We start from the raw sequence: 21,891 nt of genomic DNA, 5'->3' as shown, positions 1-21,891 counted from the left end.
CGCCGGGTCAGCGCCCGGCCGGCAGCACCGGCGGCACCACCGTGCCGTCGTCCGTGCCGTCATCGGTGCCGTCGTCGGTGTCGCCGTAGTCGTCGGTTCCGCGATCGGCGGCATCCGTGTCGGCTGGATCGGCCTGGCCGTCCGCGTTGCCCGCCAACCCGTCGACGATGCCGTTGGTCTGGTCGAAGGGGTGAGCCGCGTCGCCCAGGTCGCCCAGGTTGGCATCCTTGTCCGGCGCCGGTTCGCCGTTCACGTTCTCGATCCGGGATTCATCGCTCATACCCCGCACCATACGCTCGAACGGATGCGCGTCAAGACCCTCCCCGGGTAACTCTCGAGCCGCGGGCCCGCGGGAAGCGGCTCGGGGGCGGCGGCTCTAGTTGACCGGGCCGGTGTACTTCTCGCCCGGGCCCTTGCCGATCGGGTCGGGGATCGCCGATGCCTCACGGAACGCCAGCTGCAGCGACCGCAGCCCGTCACGGAGGCTCCTGGCGTGCATGTCCGAGATGTCGGGAGCGGATGCCGTCACCAGGCCGGCGAGGGCGGTGATCAGTTTACGCGCCTCGTCAAGGTCGATCTGCTCCTCGGGGTTGTCGGCCAGGCCGACCTTCACCGCTGCGGCGCTCATCAGGTGCACGGCAGCGGTGGTGATGATCTCGATTGCGGCAACATCGGCGATGTCCCGTGTCGCCTGTTCGGCGTCGACATCCCCGGAGGCGTCGTACTGGAAGCTGTTTTCGGCCGCGCTGTTACTCACTGTGTTCCTCTGCTAGACTCGTCCGGGCTCCGAGGTGTAAACCTCGGTACGAAAGTGGATAATCTCCCACCCGCGTTGACCGCTACATCAAGGTTACCGGGTTGTTTACACTCCGCCGTCGCGGCGCAGGACCCCGAGAGGGATCGGCAACGCGAAGGTAGACAGGGTGTCGTGTGTGGTGTTCGACGTAAGTCGCAACCGCTGCGCACGTGATTCTCCTCTCTTCGTCGCTGGGCGGCATCCGTCACCCGGTTGAGTCACGAAGATTGAGTAGAGGAGCGACGCATCAGCGATCCCCGTACAAATGACCGTATCCGCGTCCCCGAAGTCCGCCTCGTTGGTCCCAATGGCGAGCAGGTCGGGGTCGTGGCCATTGATGTTGCCCTGCGACTGGCACAGGAGGCCGACCTTGACCTGGTCGAGGTGGCCCCCAACTCCAAGCCGCCGGTGGCCAAGATCATGGACTACGGCAAGTTCAAGTACGAGGCTGCGCAGAAGGCCAAGGAGGCCCGGCGCAACCAGGCGAACACGATCCTCAAGGAGGTTCGTTTCCGCCTCAAGATTGACAAGCACGACTACGAGACAAAGCGCAAGCGCGCTGAAGGCTTCCTGAAGGCCGGCGACAAGGTCAAGGCCATGATCTTGTTCCGTGGTCGTGAGCAGTCCCGCCCCGACCAGGGCGTACGTCTGCTGCAAAAGTTTGCCGAGGATGTGGCGGAGTTCGGTTCTGTGGAATCGACCCCGACCATCGACGGTCGAAATATGGTCATGGTCATTGGTCCTCTGAAGAACAAGTCAGAGGTCAAGGGCGAGGCCCTCGCACATCGTGCTGCTGACAAAGCAGCGAAACAGGAGGAAAAGAATGCCTAAGCAGAAGACTCACTCTGGGGCGAAGAAGCGTTTCAAGGTCACCGGTAGCGGCAAGATCATGAAGCAGCAGGCCGGCATGCGCCACAACCTGGAGGTCAAGTCTGCCAAGCGCAAGGCTCGCCTGAACCAGGACCAGGTGCTGTCCAAGGCCGACACCAAGGTCGCCAAGAAGCTTCTCGGTCACTAGACCCCCGTTACCCCGTAAGGAACTAAGAAAATGGCAAGAGTAAAGAGGGCCGTCAACGCCCACAAGAAGCGTCGCGTCATCCTCGAGCGCGCATCCGGCTACCGCGGCCAGCGTTCGCGCCTGTACCGCAAGGCCAAGGAGCAGGTCACCCACTCCCTCGTCTACAGCTACCGTGACCGCCGTGCCCGCAAGGGTGACTTCCGTCGGCTGTGGATCCAGCGCATCAACGCCGCATCGCGTGCGAACGGCCTGACCTACAACCGCCTGATCCAGGGCCTCGGCCTGGCCGGCGTTGGCGTCGACCGTCGGATCCTGGCCGACTTGGCCGTCAACGAGCCCGCCACCTTCGCGGCCCTCGTCGAGACCGCACGCGCCGCACTGCCGGCCGACACGTCCGCGCCCAAGGCCAACGCCGCCGCGTAGTCACCCGCACCACCGCTTCACCCCAACGGGAGCCGTCGACGAAAGTCGCGGCTCCCGTTTCGGGTCGGCAGTGATACGCGGGTTGAACGCCACTGCGCTGGCTGAACCCAGTAGGCCCAACGGCGTTCAACCCGCGCATCCAGAAGCTGCTCACTGGTCTGCTGGCGCTCGACCCGCGCGGTGGCTTTCGATTCGCGCGGCGAGAGTCGGACGGCCACGCAGGAACCGGATCGGCGGTGGTCCAGTGTCAAGCGATGCCCTGAGCTCATCGAAGGGGCCCGGCGAGGCTGACCCGCGACTGGGGGACGCGCCCGTAGGCTTGGCACATGCTCGATAACCCCCGATCCCCCCGCGTACGTGCCGTCGCGAAGCTTGCGAATCGCGCCGCCCGCCTCGAGACCGGACTGTTCCTCCTTGAGGGACCGCAAGCCGTCGCCGAGGCCCTCACCTTCCGCCCGGAGCTGGTCGTCGACCTGTTCGCCACCCCCACCGCCCTCGAGCGCTACACCGACATCGCCGACGCGGCGTCCGAAGCCGGCCTCGAGGTCGAGTTCGTCACCGAGCAGGTGCTCGAGACCATGGCCGACACCGTCACGCCGCAGGGTTTCGTCGCTGTCTGCCATCAGTTCCCGACCTCGGTGAAGGACATCTTCAACTCAGAGCCGAAGCTCATCGCCATCCTCGAAGAGGTGCGCGACCCCGGCAACGCGGGAACCATCATCAGGGCAGCGGATGCCGCCGGTGCCGACGCCGTGATCCTCACCGGCCGAAGTGTCGACCTCTACAACCCCAAGGTGGTCCGCTCGTCAACCGGGTCCATCTTCCACCTCCCGGTCGCCGTCGGCGCCACCCTGCAGGACGTACGCGACCGGGCCCGTGGGGCCGGGCTGCAGATCCTCGCCGCCGACATCAAGGGCGGCGACCTGCTGGCCGCCCGCAACGAGGGTCTGCTCACCGCGCCGACCGCGTGGTTGTTCGGCAACGAAGCGCGCGGGCTGACCGACGACGACCTGGTCCTCGCGGATCGGTCGGTCAGTGTGCCCATCTACGGACACGCGGAGTCGATGAACCTCGCGACCGCGGCATCCGTCTGCCTCTATGAGAGCGCATTCGCGCAGCGCGCCTAGCACACGACCGAATCCATTTTTCCCGGTTACGAATAGGTAACCGTCCGCAGAATGTCCGCGGCAGGACCATCTGTTTACCCTAGGTTGGGGGTTATGGAGCCTACAGACCCGTCGCCGGCTACCTCGAACATTTCGGTGCGTCGAGGCGAACCGCTGGTCGTCGTGAAAGACGTCAACAAGCATTTCGGGGAACTACACGTTCTCAAGAACATCAACTCGGTGGTGAACCGCGGCGAGGTCGTCGTGGTGATCGGGCCGAGCGGTTCCGGCAAGTCGACCCTGTGTCGCGCCATCAACCGCCTGGAAACCATCGACGACGGCACCATCACCATCGACGGCAAGCGGCTCCCAGAAGAGGGCAAAGAACTCGCCCAGCTGCGCGCGGACGTGGGAATGGTCTTCCAGTCGTTCAACCTCTTCGCCCACAAGACGGTGCTGGAGAACGTCACCCTCGGCCCGATCAAGGTGCGCGGTATGTCCAGGAAAGACGCCGACGCGCGCGCCATGCAGCTGCTCGAACGCGTCGGCGTCGCGAACCAAGCCAAGAAGATGCCGGCCCAGCTCTCCGGTGGCCAGCAGCAGCGCGTTGCGATCGCCCGTGCCCTCGCCATGGACCCCAAGGTGATCCTGCTCGACGAGCCCACCAGTGCGCTCGACCCGGAGATGATCAACGAAGTCCTCGAGGTCATGATCAACCTCGCGAACGACGGCATGACCATGATCGTGGTCACCCACGAGATGGGCTTCGCGCGTAAGGCGGCCGACCGGGTCATCTTCATGGCCGACGGCGAGATCGTCGAAGAGGCCACCCCGGAGACGTTCTTCACCGCCCCCCAGAGCACGAGGGCGAAGGAATTCCTCTCGAAAATACTTGCCCACTAACCGGTGGGCGGGATACACAGCAACCAGGAGGACACCATGAGACTTAATAAGGGTCTAGTGATCTCAGCCATTGCCCTCGCGAGTGTTCTGACACTCAGCGGATGCACCGACTCCGGCGCCTCATCGGCATCCGCTCCTCCCGTGGCGGAGAAGCCGACGTTCGACCCTGGCACCACGATGGCCAAGCTGAGTGAAGCCGGCAAGATCACCATCGGCACCAAGTTCGACCAGCCACTGTTCGGCCTCAAGGGACCGGACGGAACCCCCGTCGGCTTCGACGTCGAAATCGGCAAGCTCGTCGCCGCGAAGCTCGGCATCAAGCCCGACAACATCGAATGGGTCGAGACGGTTTCGGCCAACCGCGAACCGTTCATCCAGAACGGCCAGGTCGACATCGTCGTGGCGACGTACACGATCAACGACACCCGCAAGGAGGTCGTCTCGTTCGCCGGACCGTACTACGAAGCCGGCCAGGACCTGCTGGTGCTGAAGGGCAACCCGGAGAAGATCACCGGACCGGAAGACCTCGCCGGCAAGGCTGTCTGCAGCGTCAGCGGATCGACGTCGGAGAAGAACATCCAGCCGTACACGACCAACGTGCTCGCCAGCGACACCTACTCCAACTGCCTCGGCCCGCTGCGCAGCGGTGAAGTCGTCGCCGTGACCACGGACAACGTCATCCTGGCCGGCCTCGCCGACCAGAACGCCGGTGAGTTCGAGGTGCTGGACAAGCCGTTCACCAAGGAACCGTACGGTATCGGCCTGAAGAAGGACGACACCGAGTTCCGTGGCTTCATCAACGACGTGCTCGAGCAGTCGTTCAAGGACGGCTCGTGGGCCAAGGCCTGGGAGGCGACCGCCGGCAAGGTGCTCTCCACCCCGAAGCCGCCGACCCTGAACCGTTATTAGGGCCGCATGACCGCGGTGGCCCGTCCGGGACGGGCGGGCCACCGCGATCATTCCGTTGTTAAATCCGAAATCGTCAGTTCAACCAGAAGAGGAGGTGAGTTGTGGACGCAATCATTGAGAACCTGCCGTTGTTCCTTCAGGGTTTCTGGAACACGCTGAGCCTGCTCGTGCTCGCCGGCCTCGGCGCACTGGTCATCGGCATCGTCATCGCCGCCATGCGGATCTCGCCGGTCGGTTCATTCCGAGGATTCGCCACCGTCTATACCGAGGTGGTGCGCAACACCCCGCTGACCCTGGTCCTGTTCTTCTGCGCCACCCTCCTCCCGTACCTGAACTTCCAGCCCGGCTACTTCACCCTCGCGCTGATCGGGCTCACCGTGTACACCTCGCCGTTCGTGGCTGAGGCGCTCCGGTCCGGCGTGAACGGAGTCGCCATCGGCCAGGCCGAGGCCGCCAGGAGCATCGGACTCACGTTCGGGCAGACGCTCTCCTTCATCGTGATGCCGCAGGCCGTGCGGATGGTGATCCCGCCGCTGATCAACGTGTTCATCGCGCTCACCAAGAACACCTCCGTCGCCGGCGCGTTCTTCGTCTTCGAGCTGTTCGGCGCCGCCAAGCAGATCACCAATGAGCGTGGCGACGAGGTCATCGCCATCCTGCTCGCCGTGGCCTTCTTCTACCTCATCATCACCATCCCGCTCGGCCTCATCGCCGGCAGGATTGAAAAGAAGGTGGCGGTCCTCCGATGAGCACCTCAGTCCTCTACGACGCACCGGGCCCCAAGGCCAGGCAGCGCTCCCGGCTCATCTCCATCGTCGGCATCATCGTGATCGCCGCCGGACTGGTCGCCCTCATTCTCGCCCTGGGCGCTCCGAAGACCAGCGCCAACGGCGCCGTGCAACCGGGGCTCTGGGACCCCACCCGCTGGGACGTCTTCAACGACCTCCAGGTCTGGCGCACCCTCGGCCAGGGCGCGCTGAACACCCTCCGGATGGCCGCCGTCGCCGCAGTGATCGCGCTCGCCCTCGGCATCGTGTTCTCCTTCGGACGCGCATCGGAGAAAGCCTGGATCCGCCGACCCACGACCGTGATCCTCGAGTTCGTGCGCGGCATGCCGGTGCTGCTGATGATGCTCTTCATCCTGCTGGTGTTCTCGACCGGATCCTTCTGGGCCGGCGTGGCAGCCCTCTCCGTCTACAACGGGGCAATCATCGGGGAGGCGCTGCGGGCCGGCATCAAGTCGCTTCCCCGCGGCCAGCGCGAAGCCGGACTCGCGATCGGCCTCACTCCGATCGCCACCCGGTTCCGCATCGAGTTCCCCCAGGCGTTCCGCCAGATGCTCCCGATCATCATCGCCCAGCTCGTGGTGCTGCTGAAAGACACGTCGCTGTCGTTCGTCGTCGGCTACGACGAGCTGCTCCGCTCCGGCGTCTACAACCTCGCGAACTTCTTCGGCAACCGCTACGCGTTCTCGTTCTTCTTCGTCGTGCTCGCCATCTACCTCACGATGAACCTGTTGTTGTCCTGGCTTGCCCGGGTGATTGCGCGGCGCACCGGATCCAAGGCGGGCAAGGTCACCCCAGTGGATGTCACGGTGGTCGACTCCGCGTTGGCCGGCAGCGGCACCCCCGGCGGCGCCCTCGGCGGCGGGACGGGCCCGGGCACGCACTAAACTTGGGCCTTGTGTCTGAGCCTCTGAACAGCGATCCCTCCGCGCCCACCGAACCACCCGCCATCACCGAAGCCGCGGTCAACTCCGCCGTCGACGCCGCCCTGGTCGCGATCGACGCCGCCGGAGACTCGGCCGCATTGAAGACCGTGCGCGCCGCCCACGCAGGGGAGACGTCGCCGTTGGCGAAGCTCAACGGCCTGATGCGGAGCGTGCCGAACGACCAGAAGGCGGCGGCAGGCAAGCTGGTCGGGTCAGCCCGCGGCCGGGTCACCCAGGCTCTCGCCGCACGCGAGGCAGTGATCCTCGAGGCCGAGGCCCGGGCGCAGCTCGCCGCCGAGACAGTGGACGTGACCGCGGCGCCCTCACTCTGGCAGGCCGGCGCGCGGCATCCGCTGACCCTGTTGCAGGAACGCGTCGCCGACGTGTTCGTCGGCATGGGCTGGGAGATGGCAGAGGGGCCGGAGCTTGAGAGCGAATGGTTCAACTTCGACGCCCTCAACTTCGACGAGGACCACCCGGCCCGCGCCATGCAGGACACCTTCTTCACCGAACCGACCAGCGCGCACCTGGTGCTCCGCACGCACACCTCCCCGGTGCAGTTGCGCGCCCTGCTCAGCCGGGAACTTCCGGTCTACGTCGTCGCGCCCGGGCGCGTCTATCGCACCGACGAGCTCGACGCCACGCACACACCGGTGTTCCACCAGATCGAGGGCATCGCCATCGACAAGGGCCTCACCATGGCGCACCTGCGCGGCACGCTCGACCACTTCGTCAAGGCCATGTTCGGCGACGAGGCCAAGGTGCGGCTGCGCCCCAACTACTTCCCGTTCACCGAGCCGAGCGCCGAGCTCGACCTCTGGCACCCCACCTTCTCGGGTGGCGCGCGCTGGATCGAGTGGGGCGGCTGCGGCATGGTCAATGCCAACGTGCTGCGCTCGGCCGGGATCGACCCCGACGTGTACTCCGGATTCGCATTCGGCGTCGGAGTCGAACGAGCACTGATGTTCCGAAACGATGTGAAGGATATGCGCGACATGGTCGAGGGTGATGTTCGGTTCAGCCAGCAGTACGGGATGGCCGTCTGATGCGCGTACCCCTGAGCTGGCTCGCCGAATACGTTGACCTCGAGCCCGGCACCACCCCGGAGGACGTGCACGCCGCCCTCGTCAGCGTCGGCCTGGAAGAGGAGGCGATCCACCGGTTCGAACTCTCCGGCCCGATCGTCGTCGGCCAGGTGCTCGAGTACGTCGACGAACCGCAGTCCAACGGCAAGACCATCCGCTGGTGCCAGGTGCGCGTCGCGCCAGAGGGCGTCGACACCGCCGCCGACGGCGGACCGGCAGTCCACGGCATCGTCTGCGGCGCCCACAACTTCATCACCGGCGACAAGGTCGTCGTGACCTTGCCCGGTTCGGTGCTGCCCGGCCCGTTCCCGATCGCCGCCCGCACGACCTACGGCCATGTCTCCGACGGCATGATCGCCTCGGCCCGCGAACTCGGCCTGGGCGAGGAACACGACGGCATCCTGCGGCTGACGACCCTCGGACTCGACCCCGAGGTCGGAGCGGATGCGATCAGCCTGCTCGGCCTGGACGACGCGGCAGTCGAGATCAACGTCACCCCCGACCGGGGTTACGCGTTCTCGATCCGCGGGGTGGCGCGCGAGTACTCGCACGCCACCGGCGCCGACTTCCGCGACCCGGCCCTCGCGGTGCCGCCGATCACCGTCGCCTCCGAATTCCCGGTGACCATCGACGACCAGGCCCCCGTCCGCGGGCACGTCGGCGCGACGGTCTTCGTCACCCGGGTCGTTCGCGGAGTCGACCCGACCCGGCCGACCCCGGCCTGGATGATCGCCCGCCTGAAGCTCGCCGGCATCCGCTCGATCTCGCTGGTCGTGGATATCACCAACTACGTGATGCTCGAACTCGGCCAGCCGGTTCACGGCTACGACCTCGACAAGCTGAGCGGCGGCATCACTGTGCGCCGAGCCGGCGCGGGGGAGAAGCTCACCACGCTCGATGACGTGACGCGCACCCTCAGCGCCGAAGACCTGCTGATCACCGACGACTCCGGTCCGATCGGCCTGGCCGGCGTGATGGGCGGTGCGACCACCGAGATCGGGGACGGCACCACGAACGTGTTGGTCGAGGCCGCGAACTTCGACCCGGTGTCGATCGCCCGTACCGCCCGCCGGCACAAACTGCCGAGCGAAGCCTCCAAGCGCTTCGAGCGGGGCGTCGACCCGTCGGTCGCGGTGGTCGCCGCGGCCCGGGTGGTGCAGCTGCTGGTGGAGCTGGCAGGGGGAGTCGCCGACGACCTCGGGTCGCTGCACGATGCGACACCCGAAGTGCAGCCGATCGACCTGCCGCTGGGCTTCATCTCCGGGCTGATCGGCCTCGAGTACACCCGTGACGAGGTGCGCGAGTCGCTCGCCGAGATCGGCGCGTCACTGACCGAGACCCCCACCGGCCTCGCCGTCACCCCGCCGAGCTGGCGGCCCGACCTCACCGACAAGTGGACACTCGCCGAAGAGGTAGCTCGGATCGTCGGTTACGACCGCATCCCGTCCGTGCTTCCCGTGGCGCCGCCCGGGCGTGGCCTCACCCGCACCCAGACCCTGCGGCGCACCGTGGCGAACACGCTGGCGTCGTCCGGGCACACCGAGGTGCTCGCGTACCCGTTCGTGTCGGAGAAGGCGAACGACCTGTTCGGGGCGGCATCCGTCGTTGCCGGCGCTGCTCGTGCCGGGGTTCCGCAGGTGCGCGTCGCCAACCCGCTCGACGGCGAGGCGCCGTTCCTCCGCACCTCGATCCTGCCCGGGCTGCTCCAGATCGCCCACCGCAACCGCTCCCGCGGCCTCACCGACCTCGCGGTGTTCGAGATGGGCACGGTATTCCGCCCCGTCGCGGGCGTGGAGTACGGTGCCGCCGTCGTGCCACCCGGTGCTGTGCGCCCGAGCGCCGAACTCGAGGCCGAGCTGAACGCGGGCATCCCGCCGCAGCCGCTCTCTGTCGGCGTGGTCTTCACCGGCAACGCGGTGCGCCACCAGCCCGGCCAGCCGCCGATCGCCGCCGGCTGGACCGACGCCATCGCCGCGGTGCGCCAGGTCGCCCTCGCCACCGGTGTCAGTATCGAGGTGCGCCAGGGCGCGCACCAGGCGATGCACCCCGGTCGCACCGCCGAACTGTTCGTGACAACGGATGCCGGCGAGCAGGTCGTCGGCTACGCCGGCGAGCTGCTGCCCACCGTCGCGCACGAGTTCGACCTCCCGTCGGTGGTCGGCGTCGCCGAACTCGACCTCTCCGCCGTCATGGCGGAGGCCGGCCGCTTGATCACGGCCACCCCGATCGAGACCATGCCGGCCGCCACGCAGGACCTCTCGCTCGTCGTCGATGCCGCCGTACCGGCCGGGGACGTGCTCGCCGCCGTCATCGACGGGGGAGGCGCGTTGCTTGAGCGAGCGGACCTCGTCGACGACTACCGTGGCACCGGCGTTCCCGCCGGCAAGAAGTCGCTCACCTTCGCCCTGCGGTTCCGGGCGCACGACCGCACCCTCACTGCTGCAGAGGCGAGCGACGCGAAGCTCGCCGGCGTGGCCGCGGCGGCCGAGCGTTTCGGGGCGACGCTCCGCGAGTAGCCGCTGGCGGGCGCCTTGGGCGCCCGCCGCGGCATCCGCGCGCGCGCTTTTCCGCCGCCCGCTTCCGCCGCCCGCTTTTCCGTCGCGCTGAGGATTTGACCACGCGCGCATGGCAGGCCCTCCGCGCGTGGTCAGATCCTCAGCGCGAACGACATCCGGCACGGCTCGATGGAGGGCGGATGCCCGCCGCATGCCCCGAGCGGATGCCCCGCGTAAGACCCCGCCGCGCCGCGCAGTAGATTTGTAGCATGACTCTTTCGGTGGCGGTCGCAGGCGCAAGCGGATACGCGGGCGGTGAACTGCTCCGGCTCCTGGCCGCGCACCCCGACCTCGAGGTGCGCACCGTCACCGCGAACAGCAACGCCGGGCAGCGCCTGGTCGACGTGCAGCCGCACCTTCGCTCCCTCGCGCACCTCACGCTCAGCGAGACCACACCGGAGACACTCGGCGGCCATGACGTCGTGTTCCTCGCGCTGCCGCACGGCAAGTCGGGCGCGCTCACCGAGCACCTGCCCGAGAACACCCTCGTCGTCGACTGCGGCGCCGACCACCGCCTCGAGAGCGAAGACGACTGGGCGGCGTTCTACGGCGGCGACTACTTCGGCGCCTGGGCCTACGGCGTGCCCGAGCTTCCGGTCGTCGGCGTAGGCGGATCCCAACGCGCCAACCTGCAGCACAGCAGGCGCATCGCCGCCCCCGGCTGCAACGCCAGCACCGTCGCGCTCGCGCTAGCACCCGGCATCCGCGCCAAGGTGATCGAGGAGCGCGACATCGTCGCCGTGCTCGCTGTCGGCCCATCCGGCGCGGGCAAGAGCCTGAAGCTGCCGAACCTGGCCGGCGAGGTGCTCGGCTCCGCCAACCCCTACGCGGTCGGCGGCACGCACCGGCACATCCCCGAGATCCAGCAGAGCCTCCGCTGGGCCGGCGCCACCAACCCCACCCTCTCGTTCACGCCGGTGATCGTGCCGATGTCCCGCGGCATCCTGGCCACCTCCACCGCGCGCCTCACGCCCGGCGCCACCCCGGCAGACGTCCGCAACGCCTGGGAACGCGCCTACGCCGACGAGCCGTTCGTGCACCTGCTGCCCGAGGGCCACTTCCCGCGCACCGCCGACGTGCTCGGCGCAAACACCGCACTGATCGGCCTGGCCGTCGATGAAGCCGCGGGCCGGGTGGTCACGGTCACCGCCGTCGACAACCTCACCAAGGGCACCGCCGGCGCCGCGATCCAGTCCGCCAACATCGCCCTCGGCCTGCCCGAAACGGCCGGCCTCAGCACGAATGGAGTAGCCCCGTGAGCGTCACCGCCCCCGCCGGATTCGCCGCAGCCGGCGCCACGGCCGGCCTCAAGAAGTCAGGCGGCCTCGACCTCGCCCTGGTGCAGAACCGAGGTCCGCTGCAGAGTGCCGCCACGGTCTTCACCAGCAACCGGTGCCTGGCCAATCCGGTGATCTGGAGCCAGCAGGTCATGGGCGACGGCCAGGTCAGCGCCATCGTGCTGAACTCCGGCGGCGCCAACTGCTACACCGGCAGAGCGGGCTTCCAGACCACCCACGCCACCGCCGAATACGTCGCCGAGCAGCTCGGCATCTCCTCCGGCGACGTGCTGGTCTGCTCCACCGGCCTGATCGGCGAGCAACTCGATCTCGGGAAGCTGAAGACCGGCATCCGTGCGGCCTCTGCCGCCCTGACAACGGATGCCGCCACCAGCGCCGAGTCGGGCCTGGCGGCCGCGCAGGCGATCATGACCACCGACACCCGCGCGAAGCAGTCCGAGTACCGGTCGCCGACCGGCTGGACCATCGGCGGCATGGCCAAGGGCGCCGGCATGCTCGCACCCGGACTGGCGACCATGCTCGTGGTGATCACCACCGACGCGCACCTCACCTCGCCGCAGCTCGACGTCGCCCTCCGCGCCGCCACCCGCATCACCTTCGACCGCCTTGACTCCGACGGCTGCATGTCCACCAACGACACCGTCAGCCTCCTGGCCTCCGGCGCCAGCGGCATCGAGGCCGACCTCACCGAGTTCACGGACGCCCTCACCGCCCTCTGCGCGGACCTCACCCTCCAGCTCCAGGGCGACGCCGAGGGCGCCTCCCACGACGTCGCGATCGAAGTGCGAAACGCCGCCACCGAAGACGAGGCCGTCATCGTGGCCCGCGCCGTCTCCCGCAGCAACCTGTTCAAGGCCGCCATCTACGGCAACGACCCCAACTGGGGCCGGGTCCTCGCCGCCGTCGGCACCACGGATGCGACCTTCGACCCGTACAACATCGACGTTGCCATCAACGGGGTGCAGGTATGCAGCGGCGGGGAACCGGACCAACCGCGTGACCTGGTGGACCTCACGCCGCGCGCGGCATCCGTTGTGATCGACCTGCACGCCGGACACGCCATGGCGACGGTATGGACCAACGACCTCACCCACGACTACGTCGAAGAGAACAGCGCGTACTCCAGCTGATGGGCGACGACCAGACCGAAACCGTCAGCCAGGCCGAAGCCGCAGTCAAGGCGGCGGTGCTCATTGAATCGCTGCCGTGGCTGAAGCGCTTCCACGACCAGATCATCGTGGTCAAGTTCGGCGGGAACGCCATGGTCAGCGAAGCCCTGCAGCGCGCCTTCGCCGAGGACATGGTGTACCTCAGGTACGCCGGCATCCGCCCGGTCGTGGTGCACGGCGGCGGCCCGCAGATCTCGGCGATGCTCGAACGGCTCGGCATCCAGAGCGAGTTCCGCGGCGGCTATCGCGTGACCACGCCGGAAGCCATGGACGTGGTGCGGATGGTGCTCACGGGGCAGATCAACCGCGACCTGGTCGGCCACATCAACGAGCACGGTCCGCTCGCCGCCGGGCTTTCCGGTGAAGATGCCGGACTCTTCCAGGGCCGTAGGCGCGGTGTGGTCGTCGACGGCGAAGAGGTCGACCTGGGCCTGGTCGGCGACGTCGTCGGGGTGGACCCCGAGGCCGTTCACGCCCAACTGGCCGCGGGCCGGATCCCGGTGGTGTCCTCCATCGCCCCTGACACGGATGTCCCGGGCCAGTCCTTGAACGTCAACGCGGATGCCGCGGCGGCGGCCCTCGCGGTCGCGCTCGGTGCCGCGAAGCTCGTGATCCTCACCGATGTCGCCGGACTGTACAGCGACTGGCCGAACCGGGACTCGCTGGTGTCGATGATCAACGCCGACGCGCTCACCGAGCTGCTGCCGAGCCTTGAGTCCGGGATGATCCCCAAGATGACCGCCTGCCTCGACGCGGTCAACGGTGGCGTCGCCAAGGCCGCGATCATCGACGGCCGGGTGCCGCACTCGATCCTGCTGGAGATCTTCACCCAGAGCGGTATCGGCACCGAAGTCGTCAGGGCAGAACCAACAGCGCCCGCAGAACCAGTAGAGAAAGTGGAGTCGTAATGACAACCTGGCAGGACCGCTACGGCGCCTCGATGATGCGCACGGTCGGAATCCCGCTGGCGCTGCTGGTGCGCGGCCAGGGATGCTACGTCTGGGATGACGAGGGCACTGAATATCTCGACTTCCTGGCCGGCATCGCGGTGAATTCGCTCGGCCACGCCCACCCCGAGGTCGTCGCCGCGGTCAGCGAGCAGATCGCCACAGTGGCCCACGTGTCCAACTACTTCGCATCGCCACCGCAGATCGAGCTGGCCGAACGACTGAAACGCCTCACCGGCGCCGGCGACCCCGGCCGGGCCTACTTCTGCAACTCCGGGGCCGAAGCAAACGAGGCGGCGTTCAAACTGGCCCGGCTGAACACGCACGGTCTGAACACCGACCGGAGTACGGCATCCGTCGCCCCGGGTCCCCGCACGCGCATCATCGCACTGCACAACTCCTTCCACGGCCGCACCATGGGCGCGCTCGCCCTCACCGGCAAGCCGCAGCTGCGTGAGGCCTTCGAGCCGGTTCCCGGCGGGGTCGAGCACATCGACAGCACCATCGACGGGCTCGAGGCCGCGATCGACGACACCGTCGCCGCGCTGTTCCTCGAGCCGGTCAAGGGCGAGGCGGGCGTGATCGACCTGCCCGACGGCTATCTCGCTCGCGCCCGCGACCTGTGCACGAAGCACGGCGTACTGCTGATCCTGGACGAGATCCAGACCGGCATCGGCCGTACCGGCGCCTGGTTCGGCTACCAGCACGCCGGTATCCTCCCCGATGCCGTCACCCTCGCAAAGGGGCTCGGCGGGGGAGTGCCGATCGGCGCCCTGGTGACGTTCGGCGCGGCGTCCGACCTGTTCACCCGCGGGCAGCACGGCAGCACCTATGGCGGGAACCCGCTGGTGACCGCCGCCGCCAATACCGTGCTCAACGTCATCGAGCGCGACAACCTGGTCGAGAACGCCCGGGTGCGCGGGGACCAGCTGCGGGACATCGTCGCCCGGCTCGACTCGCCGCTGATCACCGATGTGCGCGGGCAGGGCCTATTGATCGGGCTGGGCTTGGCCGAACCGGTCGCGGTGCGGCTGGTCGCGGAGGCGATGAAGCACGGTCTGATCATCAACGCGGCCAACGAGACCAGCATTCGCCTGGCTCCGCCGCTCGTGGTCGGCGACGCCGAACTGGCCGAATTCGAACGACGATTCGGGCTCGCACTGGCCAGCCTCTAGAGTTGAGGAATCCCACAAACCCAGCTGAAAGCGACACCGTGACCCGCCATTTCCTGCGCGACGACGACCTCTCACCGGCCGAACAGGCCGAGATCCTCGATCTGGCCCTGGAACTGAAGCGAGACCGATTCGCGGTGCGCCCGCTCGACGGGCCGCAGACCGTCGCCGTCATCTTCGACAAGTCGTCCACCCGCACCCGGCTCTCATTCGCCGTCGGCATCGCGGACCTCGGCGGCTCCCCGCTGATCATCCAGACCGCGAGCAGCCAGCTCGGCGGCAAGGAGACCGCCTCCGACACGGCCCGGGTGATGGAACGCCAGGTCGCCGCGATCGTCTGGCGCACCTTCGGGCAGGCCGGGCTCGAAGAGATGGCGAACGGTACCACCGTCCCCGTCGTCAACGCGCTCTCCGACGACTTCCACCCGTGCCAGCTGCTGGCCGACCTGCTCACCATCCGTGAGCACCGCGGCGCACTTGCCGGGCTCACCGTCGCCTTCCTCGGTGACGGCGCCAGCAACATGGCGCAGTCATACCTCCTGGCCGGCGCGACGGCCGGCATGCATGTACGGGTGGCCGCCCCGGCCGAGTATGCACCGGATGCCCAGGTCGTGACGGATGCCGCCGCGATCGCCGCGGAGACCCACGGCTCGGTCACCGTCTTCACCGATCCCAACGACGCCGTAGCCGGCGTTGACGTCGTGGTGACCGACACCTGGGTGTCGATGGGCAAGGAGGAGGAGAAGGCAGCGCGCCTGGACACCTTCGGCGCGTACCGGGTGGACGAGGCGATGCTGTCCCGCGCCAAGACCGACGCCCTCTTCCTGCACTGCCTCCCCGCCGACCGCGGCTACGAGGTGTCGGCCGAGGTGCTCGACGGCCCGCAGAGCGTCATCTGGGATGAGGCCGAGAACCGGCTGCACGCCCAGAAGGCCCTCCTGGTGTGGCTGCTGGAGAAGAACACCGACACGACGACGGGTGCCCGCAATGCCTGAGAACAACGACATCGCCAACCCGGCCGATAACACGGTCGTCAACCGCGCCGGCGAGGCCGGCTCCCTCTGGGGCGGCCGTTTTGCCGGCGGACCGTCACCCGAGCTGGCGCGACTGAGCAAGTCCACCCACTTCGACTGGCAGCTGGCTGAATACGACCTCCGCGGTTCGCGGGCCCACGCCCGCGCGCTGGCGGCGGCCGGGTACCTCAGCAACGACGAGCTGGCCGGCATGGTTGATGCGCTCGACGTCCTCGAACAGGCTGTCGTCGATGGCCGGTTCACGCCCGCCGAGACCGACGAAGACGTCCACTCGGCGCTCGAACGTGGCCTCATCGACATCGCTGGGGCCGACCTGGGAGGCAAGCTGCGGGCCGGCCGCAGCCGGAATGACCAGATCGCCACCCTCATCCGCTTACTGCTGCGTGACCACGCGGCCACCATCGCGCGACTGGTGATCGACCTGATCGACGCCCTCGCCGCCCAGGCCGAGGAGCACGCCGACGCGATCATGCCCGGCCGCACCCACCTGCAGCACGCACAACCGGTGCTCCTCGCCCACCACCTGCTCGCGCACTGCTGGCCGCTCGTGCGCAACCTTGACCGGTTCGCGGACTGGAGCAAGCGCGCCGACTTCTCGCCCTACGGTTCAGGGGCCCTGGCCGGCAACACCCTCGGACTCGACGCGAAGCTGGTGGCGACGGACCTCGGTTTCGGTGGGGTGGTGGAGAACTCGATCGACGGCACCGCCAGCCGCGACCTGACCGCGGAGTTCGCGTACATCACTGCCCAACTCGGCATCGATCTCTCCCGCCTCGCCGAGGAGATCATCATCTGGAACACCCGCGAATTCGGCTTCGTCACCCTCGATGACGCGTACTCCACGGGGTCGTCGATCATGCCGCAGAAGAAGAACCCCGACATCGCCGAGCTCGCGCGCGGCAAGTCCGGCCGGCTGATCGGCAACCTCACCGGCCTGCTGACCACGCTCAAGGGCCTCCCGCTGGCCTACAACCGCGACCTGCAGGAGGATAAGGAATCCGTCTTCGACTCGATCGAAACCCTCGAAGTGCTGCTGCCCGCCTTCACCGGTATGGTCGCGACGCTGCGTTTCCACACCGAACGCATGGCCGAGCTGGCCCCGCAGGGTTTCTCCCTGGCAACGGATGTCGCGGAGTGGCTGGTCAAACGCCACGTCACCTTCCGTGACGCACACGAGATCACCGGCGCGCTGGTGAAATACGCGGAAGACCACGACCTCGAGCTGCAGCAGGTGGACGACGCCGCGCTCGAGGCCATCTCACCGCACCTGACCCCGGATGTGCGCGACGTGCTCACCATCCGCGGGTCAGTGGAGAGCCGCAACGGCGTCGGCGGAACCGCACCGGTGCGCGTCGCCGAGCAGCGGGCCGCCCTGGTCGAGCGAGTGCGCGGACTGGCTGCCGCGCTCACACCATGATGCGGGTCAGCGTCCGATGACGTTCGATCGCACCCTGCTTGAGCGACCGGCGCCTGAGGTCGCGCCGCTCCTGCTCGGTGCGGTCCTAACCCACGACGACGTTGCGGTGCGGATCACCGAGGTCGAAGCCTACGTCGGTGACGGCGTCGACCCGGGCTCGCACGCGTTCCGCGGCCTGACCGCGCGCAACTCGAGCATGTACGGGCCGCCCGGGCATTTGTACGCGTACTTCACCTACGGCATGCACACGTGCGCCAACATCGTGTGCTCGCCCGAGGGGCAGCCCTCCGGCTGCCTGGTCCGGGCGGGTGAGGTCGTCTCCGGCATCGAGGCTGCCCGGGAGAGGCGCTTCACCTCGCGCAGCGACCACGACCTGGCCCGCGGACCGGCCCGCCTCACTGTCGCGCTCGGCATCGTGCTGTCGGACAACGGCGCCGACCTCAACCAGCAGCCGTTCGACCTGGTCCTGGCCGACAGCCCGGCCGAGTATCTCGCGGGGCCGCGCACCGGTATCAACGGCGCTGGGGGGAGCAAGCAGTTCCCCTGGCGGTTCTGGATTCCCGGCGAGCCGAGCGTGTCACCCTACAAGCGGCATCCCAAGCTGCCCCGCTGACGCCGCCGCTGACGATCGCCCCTTGGCCCCTTGGCCCCTTGGCCCCTTGGCCCCTTGGCCCCTTGGCCCCCTGACCCCTTGGTCCCCACTCTTCACTCTTCGCCCGCTCCCTGCTCGCCGCCCGCTCCCTGCCCGCTCCCTGCTCGCCGCCGTGCCGGTGCGCTGTTGCGCCTGGGCATTTCCGTTCGCGCTGAGGATCTGACCACGCGCGGTGGGCCTGCCATCCGCGTGTGGTCAAATCCTCAGCGCGAGGGACAGAGTGAGGGGCGAACGGGGCGCGGGCGAAGGGGCGTGGAGGCTGCAGGGTCACGGGGGCAGGGGCGTGGAGGCTGCAGGGTCACGGGACGAAGCGACGAAGCGACGACCGGGGGAAGGCTGGCGGGTGAGCGGATGCCGCTGTGCCGCAGGTCAAGACGTGGCGAGCTGCACCAGGGCGGCGCAGGCGCTCGCCCAGATCAGGCTCGCGAACGTGCCGATGATGAATCGCTCGCGTGCCTCGGAGGCGGCCAGTTCGGTGAACCGGCCGACACCCTTGATCGCCACGATCACGGCGATGGCCTCGGGGAAGCCGGCCAGAATGGCGCCGGCCAGGGCGAATCGTTCGAGCATGCCGATCGCGAGTCCGCCGCGGAGCACCTCGTGCACCCCGGGCTCCGGCAGCAGGCCCTCTCTTCCCGCGCCGCCCGTGACCGGAATCCCGCCCTCGTTCTCCACCATGATGCCGCCGTGGGTGCCGGGCGCCACCGTGTTCTTGGTCGCGAGCTTCAATACGAGCACCGCCATCGGGCCGCCGCCGACGACGGCCAGCGCGAGCGCGAGCATCCCGAGCACGATGCTCAGGTTGGTCTCCCCGCGGGGCGCGGGCACCACCGCGATGAACAACGCGGCCGCGAGGGCACCGGCGGAGATGATCGCGTACATCCGCTTCTCCAGCCGGAAGGCCAGCACCGCGAAGACGAGCGATCCCGCGGTCACCAGCAACAACAGGAGCCAGTACAGGTAGCTGAGCAGCGGGAAATAGGTCATTCGGCTGGTTCCGTTTCGGTCGTAGCGCGATCGAGGTTCTCCAGCAGCCTAACCAAGCCCGGCCGCGCTGACTCCTCGACTCTCCACATGGCCGATTTAACCCGCTGGCTCACCGCGGCGGTGGTGACCCCCAGCCGACCGGCGGCCTCGGACTGGTTGTGGCCGCGTTCCAGGAGGTCCACCGCCTCCCAGCCTTCCGGGCTCCGGCGCCCGCGGAGCAGCAGCAGCATCGAGATGAGGGCGTCGATTTCGCCGGGGGAGAGCAGCGTCGCGGCACCGCCGCCACCCGCGGCACCGCCGCCACCCGCGGCACCGCCGCCACCCGCGGCACCGCCGCCACCCGCGGCACCGCCGGCACCGCCGGATCCGTCCGAGCCGCCACCCGACACCTCGAGCGCGAACCGCGCATCCGTCTTCTTCGACCGGTTGACGGCATCCCGGGCGGCGATGAATGCGCCGCCGGTCGCTTGCCGGGTAGCGGCGGGAAGGGGAGTGCGCACACCGCCGACGCCCAGGCCGGTACTCCAACGCCCGGTGCGATGGATCGTGAGCACCGTGTCGAACGCGGCGCGGGCATCCGCTGTGATGATCTGGATCTCGTCGCCTGACGTCTGGTCCGGCGGGAGTTCGAATGATTCGCCGAACCTGGCGCTGAGTTCGGCGATGAGCTCACCGGCGCGGTCACGGTCGTTGCGACTGTCGATCTGGTCAGCGGTGATCACGAACATGGTTAAGCCTCCGTCCTACATGCAGCTTAGTAAAGGCTAGAGCCTAAATCAATATCGAGTTAGCCCACAGCCTTTATCAAGCGGATGCCCGCACACGCTCCCGACGCCCCGCCGCTGGTAATCTGGCGAGGTGTCAGACCCAGCGATCCTCGCCCAGCAGTCCAACGATCCCTCCTTCGACGATGTCTGGGAGGAGATCAACTGGCGCGGCCTGGTGCACGTCTCCACCGACGCGGCCGAGCTGAAGGAGCTTCTCTCGGGGGACCCGATCACCTACTACTGCGGTTTCGACCCCACCGCCCCCAGCCTGCACCTCGGCAACCTGGTGCAGATTCTGCTGCTGCGACGGCTGCAACTGGCCGGCCATCGGCCGCTGGGGCTGGTCGGCGGCTCCACCGGACTGATCGGCGACCCGCGCCCGACCGCCGAGCGCACCCTCAACACCAAGGACGTCGTCGCCGAGTGGGTCGGCTACCTCCAAAGCCAGGTGGCGCGGTTCCTGAGCTCGGAAGGTGACAACGCCGTCACCCTGGTCAACAACCTCGACTGGACAGCGCCCCTGTCGGCGATCGACTTCCTCCGCGACATCGGCAAGTACTACCGCGTCGGCACCATGCTCAAGAAGGACGCCGTGAGCGCGCGGCTCAACTCGGACGCCGGCATCAGCTACACCGAATTCAGCTACCAGATCCTGCAGGGGATGGACTACCTCGAGTTGTTCCGCAGCTACGACTGCGTGCTGCAGACCGGCGGAAGCGACCAGTGGGGCAACCTCACCAGCGGCACCGACCTCATCCATCGCGCTGAGGGGGAGAGCGTGCACGCGATCGGCACCCCGCTCATCACCAACAGCGACGGCACCAAGTTCGGCAAGAGCGAGGGCAACGCCATCTGGCTCGACCCCGCGCTCACCAGCCCGTACGCGTTCTACCAGTTCTGGGTCAACACCGGGGACCTGGACGTCATCGACCGGCTGAAGATCTTCACCTTCCTGCCGCGCATCGAAATCGACCGCCTCGAACAGGCAGTGGCCACTGAACCGTTCAAACGCGAGGCCCAGCGAACGTTGGCGTGGGAGGTCACCAGCCTCGTACACGGTGAGGGCGCAACGGATGCCGCGATCCGCGCCGCGGGGGCCCTGTTCGGCCAGGGGGAGCTCGGCGATCTCGACCAGGCCACCCTGGAGGCGGCGCTTCGGGAACTCCCGAACACCACGACCGCCCCGCATGCGCCGGTGGCGCAGCTGCTGGTGGACACCGCACTCAGCAGCAGCCTCAGCGAAGCGCGGCGGGCGATCTCCCAGGGAGGCGTCTACCTCAACAACGTGAAGGTGTCCAGCGACGAGGACACCATCGAGGGGTCAGTGCTCCCCGGCGGGTTCGCCGTGCTGCGTCGCGGCAAGAAGACGCTGGCCGGCGTCTTCGTGGAGTAGCCGCGACCGCGGAGCGGGCCGCGACACGCCCGGGCTGCAAGCACAATTTGCGGGCCCCCCGGAATCCGCGTAATGTCATCTCTTGTCACCCCAAAGGTGCGGGAAGCGGAAAGCTTCTCGGCCTCAAGCGGGGGCCATCCCAGGTAAGAAACAAGCGAAGATATTCGCCCGATTCTACTTGATGAGTTGTGAAGACGGCACCACTAGCTGGGGCCCGGACACAACGGAAAAGCTACATACGTAACACAGGAAGTGCCCCGGAGCGACAGCCGTAAGGCCTGAAGTCGGGTGCGTCCGATCCTTGAGAACTCAACAGCGTGCACAATGTCAAATGCCAAAAACCTCGTTCGTAGGGCTCCTTTCTAGGGGGTACCGCGTATGAGATTCCTTTGGAAAACATTTAAACAACAAAGCAAGTCAGTAATGATTTGTTCTGTCAGTTTCAAACTTGTGTCTGGTTCGCCTATTCCGGCGGCTGGGCACTCTAGATGTGCCGGTCACTTCGGTGGTCGTGCAATCAAACATTTACGGAGAGTTTGATCCTGGCTC

22 protein-coding genes are annotated in these 21,891 nt (G+C 67.7%); 18 read left to right on the top strand and 4 right to left on the bottom strand.

Translation table 11 applies throughout. The features are described from left to right. Window positions 1-7: 7 nt before the first annotated feature. Window positions 8-280 (bottom strand): hypothetical protein, encoded by a 273-nt coding sequence (locus AB4Y94_RS15775; protein ID WP_441728918.1) that lies wholly within the window; start codon window positions 278-280, stop codon window positions 8-10. Window positions 281-376: 96 nt separating this feature from the next. After that, window positions 377-757: a DUF1844 domain-containing protein gene (locus tag AB4Y94_RS15770; RefSeq protein WP_441728917.1), complete on the bottom strand. Its 381-nt coding sequence runs from the start codon at window positions 755-757 to the stop codon at window positions 377-379. Between the two features lie 285 nt (window positions 758-1,042). Here AB4Y94_RS15770 and infC point away from each other — a divergent pair, with 285 nt between their 5' ends. The 17 genes from infC (at window position 1,043) to AB4Y94_RS15685 (ending at window position 18,156) form a co-directional block, all read left to right on the top strand. Next, complete coding sequence (gene infC / locus AB4Y94_RS15765) at window positions 1,043-1,627, top strand: translation initiation factor IF-3 (RefSeq protein ID WP_441729001.1); 585 nt, start codon at window positions 1,043-1,045, stop codon at window positions 1,625-1,627. Beyond that, window positions 1,620-1,814 carry a 50S ribosomal protein L35 gene (rpmI, locus tag AB4Y94_RS15760; RefSeq protein ID WP_414804866.1) on the top strand — a complete coding sequence of 65 codons (195 nt, stop codon included), beginning with the start codon at window positions 1,620-1,622 and terminating at the stop codon, window positions 1,812-1,814. The genes infC and rpmI overlap by 8 nt, the downstream gene beginning before the upstream one ends. Window positions 1,815-1,844: 30 nt before the next feature. Further along, window positions 1,845-2,237 carry a 50S ribosomal protein L20 gene (rplT, locus tag AB4Y94_RS15755; protein WP_441728916.1) on the top strand — a complete coding sequence of 131 codons (393 nt, stop codon included), beginning with the start codon at window positions 1,845-1,847 and terminating at the stop codon, window positions 2,235-2,237. Between the two features lie 326 nt (window positions 2,238-2,563). Continuing rightward, window positions 2,564-3,364 carry a TrmH family RNA methyltransferase gene (locus AB4Y94_RS15750; protein ID WP_441728915.1) on the top strand — a complete coding sequence of 267 codons (801 nt, stop codon included), beginning with the start codon at window positions 2,564-2,566 and terminating at the stop codon, window positions 3,362-3,364. 93 nt (window positions 3,365-3,457) lie between these two features. Further along, window positions 3,458-4,246, top strand: a complete 789-nt coding sequence (locus tag AB4Y94_RS15745) for an amino acid ABC transporter ATP-binding protein (protein WP_441728914.1) — start codon at window positions 3,458-3,460, stop codon at window positions 4,244-4,246. 36 nt (window positions 4,247-4,282) lie between these two features. Next, the gene (locus AB4Y94_RS15740) at window positions 4,283-5,155 is read left to right on the top strand and encodes a glutamate ABC transporter substrate-binding protein (RefSeq protein WP_441728913.1); all 873 of its coding nucleotides are present in this window, start codon (window positions 4,283-4,285) and stop codon (window positions 5,153-5,155) included. A 101-nt stretch (window positions 5,156-5,256) separates the two neighbouring features. Further along, window positions 5,257-5,904, top strand: a complete 648-nt coding sequence (locus AB4Y94_RS15735) for an amino acid ABC transporter permease (protein WP_441728911.1) — start codon at window positions 5,257-5,259, stop codon at window positions 5,902-5,904. Further along, entirely contained in the window at window positions 5,901-6,827 is a 927-nt protein-coding gene (locus AB4Y94_RS15730) for an amino acid ABC transporter permease (protein ID WP_441728910.1), read from the top strand. Before AB4Y94_RS15735 ends, AB4Y94_RS15730 begins: the two co-directional genes overlap by 4 nt. Window positions 6,828-6,838: 11 nt before the next feature. After that, window positions 6,839-7,912 carry a phenylalanine--tRNA ligase subunit alpha gene (gene pheS / locus AB4Y94_RS15725; protein WP_441728908.1) on the top strand — a complete coding sequence of 358 codons (1,074 nt, stop codon included), beginning with the start codon at window positions 6,839-6,841 and terminating at the stop codon, window positions 7,910-7,912. Then, complete coding sequence (pheT, locus tag AB4Y94_RS15720; RefSeq protein WP_441728907.1) at window positions 7,912-10,467, top strand: phenylalanine--tRNA ligase subunit beta; 2,556 nt, start codon at window positions 7,912-7,914, stop codon at window positions 10,465-10,467. The genes pheS and pheT overlap by 1 nt, the downstream gene beginning before the upstream one ends. 248 nt (window positions 10,468-10,715) lie before the next feature. Further along, on the top strand, window positions 10,716-11,765 hold the full coding sequence (gene argC / locus AB4Y94_RS15715) for an N-acetyl-gamma-glutamyl-phosphate reductase (protein ID WP_441728906.1): 1,050 nt from the start codon (window positions 10,716-10,718) through the stop codon (window positions 11,763-11,765). Continuing rightward, window positions 11,762-12,934, top strand: coding sequence for a bifunctional glutamate N-acetyltransferase/amino-acid acetyltransferase ArgJ (gene argJ, locus AB4Y94_RS15710; protein ID WP_441728905.1), 1,173 nt, complete (start codon window positions 11,762-11,764; stop codon window positions 12,932-12,934). The genes argC and argJ overlap by 4 nt, the downstream gene beginning before the upstream one ends. Continuing rightward, complete coding sequence (argB, locus tag AB4Y94_RS15705; protein ID WP_441728904.1) at window positions 12,934-13,881, top strand: acetylglutamate kinase; 948 nt, start codon at window positions 12,934-12,936, stop codon at window positions 13,879-13,881. The genes argJ and argB overlap by 1 nt, the downstream gene beginning before the upstream one ends. After that, a complete protein-coding gene (locus AB4Y94_RS15700; RefSeq protein ID WP_441728903.1) occupies window positions 13,881-15,095 on the top strand; it encodes an acetylornithine transaminase in 1,215 nt (404 codons plus the stop codon). The genes argB and AB4Y94_RS15700 overlap by 1 nt, the downstream gene beginning before the upstream one ends. Before the next feature lie 38 nt (window positions 15,096-15,133). After that, window positions 15,134-16,087 carry an ornithine carbamoyltransferase gene (gene argF, locus AB4Y94_RS15695; RefSeq protein ID WP_441728902.1) on the top strand — a complete coding sequence of 318 codons (954 nt, stop codon included), beginning with the start codon at window positions 15,134-15,136 and terminating at the stop codon, window positions 16,085-16,087. After that, a complete protein-coding gene (gene argH / locus AB4Y94_RS15690) occupies window positions 16,080-17,543 on the top strand; it encodes an argininosuccinate lyase (RefSeq protein WP_441728901.1) in 1,464 nt (487 codons plus the stop codon). Before argF ends, argH begins: the two co-directional genes overlap by 8 nt. Window positions 17,544-17,559: 16 nt before the next feature. Continuing rightward, the gene (locus AB4Y94_RS15685; RefSeq protein ID WP_441728898.1) at window positions 17,560-18,156 is read left to right on the top strand and encodes a DNA-3-methyladenine glycosylase; all 597 of its coding nucleotides are present in this window, start codon (window positions 17,560-17,562) and stop codon (window positions 18,154-18,156) included. Between the two features lie 408 nt (window positions 18,157-18,564). Here AB4Y94_RS15685 and AB4Y94_RS15680 read toward each other — a convergent pair whose 3' ends face one another. Further along, the gene (locus AB4Y94_RS15680; protein WP_441728897.1) at window positions 18,565-19,182 is read right to left on the bottom strand and encodes a hypothetical protein; all 618 of its coding nucleotides are present in this window, start codon (window positions 19,180-19,182) and stop codon (window positions 18,565-18,567) included. Next, entirely contained in the window at window positions 19,179-19,910 is a 732-nt protein-coding gene (locus tag AB4Y94_RS15675) for a DNA-binding protein (protein ID WP_441728896.1), read from the bottom strand. The genes AB4Y94_RS15680 and AB4Y94_RS15675 overlap by 4 nt, the downstream gene beginning before the upstream one ends. A 130-nt stretch (window positions 19,911-20,040) precedes the next feature. On the opposite strand from AB4Y94_RS15675, the gene tyrS reads away from it, so the two are divergent. Next, entirely contained in the window at window positions 20,041-21,342 is a 1,302-nt protein-coding gene (gene tyrS, locus AB4Y94_RS15670) for a tyrosine--tRNA ligase (RefSeq protein WP_441728895.1), read from the top strand. Window positions 21,343-21,891: the final 549 nt, after the last annotated feature.

This window comes from Glaciibacter sp. 2TAF33 (assembly GCF_052114945.1).
In the GTDB taxonomy this organism is placed as follows: Bacteria; Actinomycetota; Actinomycetes; order Actinomycetales; family Microbacteriaceae; genus Cryobacterium.
The sequence above is the reverse complement of the archived record's forward strand: the minus strand, read 5'-3'. Positions and strand labels throughout refer to the sequence as shown.

What these genes read in the sequence shown, in the direction of transcription:
- pheT (WP_441728907.1), top strand. Translation starts at nt 7,912, where the DNA reads ATGCGCGTACCCCTGAGCTGGCTCGCCGAATACGTTGACCTCGAGCCC.
- argH (WP_441728901.1), top strand. Translation starts at nt 16,080, where the DNA reads ATGCCTGAGAACAACGACATCGCCAACCCGGCCGATAACACGGTCGTC.
- AB4Y94_RS15700 (WP_441728903.1), top strand. Translation starts at nt 13,881, where the DNA reads ATGACAACCTGGCAGGACCGCTACGGCGCCTCGATGATGCGCACGGTC.
- argB (WP_441728904.1), top strand. Translation starts at nt 12,934, where the DNA reads ATGGGCGACGACCAGACCGAAACCGTCAGCCAGGCCGAAGCCGCAGTC.
- AB4Y94_RS15675 (WP_441728896.1), bottom strand. Translation starts at nt 19,910, where the DNA reads ATGTTCGTGATCACCGCTGACCAGATCGACAGTCGCAACGACCGTGAC.
- AB4Y94_RS15750 (WP_441728915.1), top strand. Translation starts at nt 2,564, where the DNA reads ATGCTCGATAACCCCCGATCCCCCCGCGTACGTGCCGTCGCGAAGCTT.
- argC (WP_441728906.1), top strand. Translation starts at nt 10,716, where the DNA reads ATGACTCTTTCGGTGGCGGTCGCAGGCGCAAGCGGATACGCGGGCGGT.
- rplT (WP_441728916.1), top strand. Translation starts at nt 1,845, where the DNA reads ATGGCAAGAGTAAAGAGGGCCGTCAACGCCCACAAGAAGCGTCGCGTC.
- AB4Y94_RS15685 (WP_441728898.1), top strand. Translation starts at nt 17,560, where the DNA reads ATGACGTTCGATCGCACCCTGCTTGAGCGACCGGCGCCTGAGGTCGCG.
- rpmI (WP_414804866.1), top strand. Translation starts at nt 1,620, where the DNA reads ATGCCTAAGCAGAAGACTCACTCTGGGGCGAAGAAGCGTTTCAAGGTC.
- AB4Y94_RS15730 (WP_441728910.1), top strand. Translation starts at nt 5,901, where the DNA reads ATGAGCACCTCAGTCCTCTACGACGCACCGGGCCCCAAGGCCAGGCAG.
- AB4Y94_RS15740 (WP_441728913.1), top strand. Translation starts at nt 4,283, where the DNA reads ATGAGACTTAATAAGGGTCTAGTGATCTCAGCCATTGCCCTCGCGAGT.
- AB4Y94_RS15775 (WP_441728918.1), bottom strand. Translation starts at nt 280, where the DNA reads ATGAGCGATGAATCCCGGATCGAGAACGTGAACGGCGAACCGGCGCCG.
- AB4Y94_RS15680 (WP_441728897.1), bottom strand. Translation starts at nt 19,182, where the DNA reads ATGACCTATTTCCCGCTGCTCAGCTACCTGTACTGGCTCCTGTTGTTG.
- AB4Y94_RS15745 (WP_441728914.1), top strand. Translation starts at nt 3,458, where the DNA reads ATGGAGCCTACAGACCCGTCGCCGGCTACCTCGAACATTTCGGTGCGT.